Source organism: Leptolyngbya sp. PL-A3 (assembly GCF_039962325.1).
Lineage (GTDB): Bacteria > Cyanobacteriota > Cyanobacteriia > Elainellales > Elainellaceae > Vacuolonema.
Map to the genome: position 1 here is coordinate 1 of NZ_JAMPLB010000089.1, position 3,665 is coordinate 3,665.

Here is a 3,665-nt window from a genome sequence, read left to right on the forward strand (position 1 = left end):
GGGAGGTGATTGAAGGAGTGAAATTCAAGGATGGGATCCGAGTAGACCCAAAAACCGACATCAGCAAGAACGCCGCTTAATCTTTCTTCGTACACCAGATTTGACGATAACTCAGCTTGGCTAAATTAGTGTTTTTCTCATTAGCTGAGTTTAACTAAAGCTTGTTTCAAATTTACATCCTGACGTTCGTCTACAGCCAGACAAACCCGTTCCCAGATACTTGCGTCTTGTTGATAAATGCTGAGAGCTTTGATTGCACTTTTTGCATCCTCTAAGAGTCCCTCTAGAATGAGGGAGATCAGGAAATCAAAGGCCGGAATTTGACGGAGAGTAGCGATCGCCAACAACCCCGATCGCCGCAATTCCCGGTCCCGCACTTGCTTCCACCAATCGCGTAATAGCTCAAAAGCCTCCGGCAACCGTGACTCTCCCAGGGCTAAAGCTGTCGCTTCTGCCAGTTCCACATGCTCATCCCGTCCATCATTACGGGCATATAGCAGTTCCTGAGCTAGGGATAGCGATGAGGTTGGAGCGAGTTGAAGCAAAGCAGTCAAACATTCCGATATGACAGGGGGATTGTCCCCGACTTTGATGCGAAGTCGGAGAAGGGGAATGCCTTGGTCGTTACCGCTATAGGCGATCGCCCGCGCTGCCCCAATCCGTGCTTCCGACTCGCGGTCGGCCAGCAAATCCCCTAACTCCACCATGACTTGGCTGTAATTCATCCGCACCAAGCCTAAAGCACAGGTGCCTCGCAGGCGGGGAGCCGTATCGACCTGGCCACCCCAGACAGGTTCCATCTGTACATGACGAATACCTGATAAAAACAAGGTTTCGTCGCTGTAGTTAAAGCGGTAAAGGGTTTCAGCGATCGCCTGTTTTGCTCGACAACCGGGATCGCTATCCTGCGGCTTCACCATGAAGCGGGGAAAGGCAGCCGTCAGGTCGGGGATCAGCGCGTCGATTTCATGTTCGCCGATGAGTTGAGCGGCTTGGGCGATCGCGACGGAATACTTGCTCCCCAAAACCTGGCGCAGTAATGCCATGCCCTCCGCAGATGTCGGATCAGACCGTATCTGATTCAGAGCTGTCATCAATTCTTCGAGCTTGCGAGACTTCGCCATATCGTTTCAGTCGCTCAACTCTACTGCGAATCATGGTACACCCGTACACCATACAGCGCAATCCAAGCATCAGCTAGAACTGCGTTGAAACCCTTGTGGAAATGTTATACAGCAATGTGCGGGTTGATTAAGTACGGTGGTGTGGGGCACTTCGTGCCCCACACCACCGTTGCTGTACTTAACGCACTCGCACGTTGCTATAGAATTGACACATCAATTCCATAATGATGCTACGTCGAATGCGATCATCTTGTGTTAGTGTCACTTTCCGTTCGATTGGCAGTTGATTATTTTCAATGGCTCGGTAGTAATCCTTCAAGCTAGGCTTAAATACTGTCTACTGGGCTTTCAAAATGCGGCCTACGATTTCGATGCCACGTTCGATGTGCTCTGGAGACTCAGCATAACCCAGACGCAAGGCCGGATAGCCCTGTTGGTCAGGAAAAAAGGCGGTTCCAGTACCAACCAGCACCTTCTGAGCAGCGGCCTCCTCGGCTACGCGTTGTACAGAAATGTGAGGAGGCAGTTGCACCCAGAGAAACACGCCACCAATCGGCACTGTCCAGGATGCCTCTGCGGGGAAGTGCGTCTCCAGGGCGCGGAGCATGACGCAACGGTTTTGCTGATTCAGGCTGAGGAGCTGGTTAAGACGGCGGCGGTAGTGACCTGAAGCCAAATATTCGCTAATAATGGCCTGGGACATAACCGAGACGTGCATGTCGTGCAGCATTTTGCGCTCGATTAGAGCCTGGTTATGTTCTCCTGTAATCATGGCGTAACCCACGCGTAGAGCCGGCATCAGAGTTTTGGAAAAGGTGCCGATGTAAATGACGCGATCGCTCTCATCCATTGCCTTAATGGGGGGCGGCGTCGGCTCAAAGTTCAGCCGTTCATAGGCATTGTCTTCCACCACGCGACAGTTATAACGTTCTGCCAGATCCAACAGTCGCCGCCGATGAGCCAGGCTAGTAGTGATACCCGTGGGGTTGTGCAAGGTACTGATCGTGTAGATCAGCTTGGGATGGTGGCTCTGGAGGTACTGCTCTAGTAAATCCAGATTCATACCCTCCGCCGTCATGGGAATGCCAATGACTCGTGCCCCTGCCTGTTGCAGAATCGACAGGTAACCATGAAAAGTCGGCGACTCTACAACCACCCAATCTCCTGGTTGGATGAAGTGCTGGGTAATGAGAGCCAACGCTTGCAAAGAACCGTTGGTGACCAACAAATCGTCGGGTTTTACAGCCAAGCCCAGTTGCATCAACAGTTGAGCAATTTGACTCCGCAGGGCGGGCTCACCCTGGGGATGGTTATGCCGAAACAGGGCATCAGCAACATTTTTGACAGCCCGCCGAGCGATGCGCTGAACATCTTCAATACCTGTCGGTTGGGGAAAGCCGGAACTGAGACGAATGGTTCCAGGTTGCGCTTCCGCTCGGAGAACAGCGTTACTCACAGTCAAAAACGAGGGAATTTCGTTAGGGGGAATGATGACCTGCTGATCCGGGGCAAAGGTAGAGGCTCCACGAGGGCGGGTCAGCGGTTCGGTGTTGATGAAATATCCCGCGCCCTGACGTGCGTAGATCAGTCCATCGGCCTCTAGAACGCTGTAGGCTTCGATTACAGTCAGTTTATTGACGTTGACGTTGCGAGCCATCTCACGGATAGATGGAAGGCGATCGCCCGGACGTAGACCCCCTGAGTTAATAAGATGACTGATGCGATCGCGAATTTGTAGATATACAGGTTCTTCCGCGTCACGGTCTACAGGAATTTTCATCGCCCATCTCCAACGTCATTGAGGAGAACGCTGATTTTTCATGGGTATACCCACAAAAATCAAGCCTTGAAATTTGAAGCATGACCTTACTCTATGCGAACTTTTTGGTGAGTAGCTGGTACAGTTTCTATTTTTTTCACTAGAACAGTTATATTTTTTGAAACTGTACTAGCAGAACTTCCTTTTTTTGTATCTACTCAAATTTCAGTTCCTTGACGAGAGTAGGAATGTAAGCCACAACACCGGTACGTTCCTATGCGCCTCTCTGATTCCTCACCTTCCAGCAATCCCTCATCAAACTCTGGGTTTTCATACGCTTCACACCTAGAAAATCCATCCCTTCAGCCAGCTTCAAGAAAATCCCTGGAACAGTCGCTGGAGCAATTACTATCACCCACCACTGCTGCCCATTATCCCAACCGGGCTAAGCAAGCATGGTTACAACCACTACTCACGAAGTTATTAAATTTTTTCACCGGCAATCAGTCTGTATGCATTGAGCAGAGGCGCGATCGCAACGGAAATTCCTTCTGGTATGCCTATGATCCTGCAACCCGTTCCCATCACCAATTTGATACGGAACAGGAAGTGCGAATTTGGTTAGACCAACGGTTTTACAGCTAAAATTTGAGCCAATTCAAGACGTGAGAAGCTCGGCCTTGAATTGACTTAGGAGATTTCCAGTAATGAATTTACCCAGAATGTTGGTGCTTTGCCCGCTTCGCGGGCAAAGCACCAAAATTCTGGGTAAATTATTATGC

At 50.5% G+C, this 3,665-nt stretch carries 3 protein-coding genes; 1 reads left to right on the top strand and 2 read right to left on the bottom strand.

Annotated elements, in window-relative coordinates; all coding sequences use genetic code 11:
• Positions 1 to 140: 140 nt before the first annotated feature.
• Positions 141 to 1,124, bottom strand: a complete 984-nt coding sequence (locus tag NDI52_RS31465) for a HEAT repeat domain-containing protein (RefSeq protein ID WP_190774466.1) — start codon at positions 1,122 to 1,124, stop codon at positions 141 to 143.
• A 337-nt stretch (positions 1,125 to 1,461) separates the two neighbouring features.
• Complete coding sequence (locus tag NDI52_RS31470; protein WP_190774467.1) at positions 1,462 to 2,904, bottom strand: PLP-dependent aminotransferase family protein; 1,443 nt, start codon at positions 2,902 to 2,904, stop codon at positions 1,462 to 1,464.
• A 255-nt stretch (positions 2,905 to 3,159) separates the two neighbouring features.
• On the opposite strand from NDI52_RS31470, the gene NDI52_RS31475 reads away from it, so the two are divergent.
• Positions 3,160 to 3,528, top strand: coding sequence for a hypothetical protein (locus NDI52_RS31475; RefSeq protein WP_190774468.1), 369 nt, complete (start codon positions 3,160 to 3,162; stop codon positions 3,526 to 3,528).
• Positions 3,529 to 3,665: the final 137 nt, after the last annotated feature.

What these genes read in the sequence shown, in the direction of transcription:
- NDI52_RS31465 (WP_190774466.1), bottom strand. Translation starts at nt 1,124, where the DNA reads ATGGCGAAGTCTCGCAAGCTCGAAGAATTGATGACAGCTCTGAATCAG.
- NDI52_RS31470 (WP_190774467.1), bottom strand. Translation starts at nt 2,904, where the DNA reads ATGAAAATTCCTGTAGACCGTGACGCGGAAGAACCTGTATATCTACAA.
- NDI52_RS31475 (WP_190774468.1), top strand. Translation starts at nt 3,160, where the DNA reads ATGCGCCTCTCTGATTCCTCACCTTCCAGCAATCCCTCATCAAACTCT.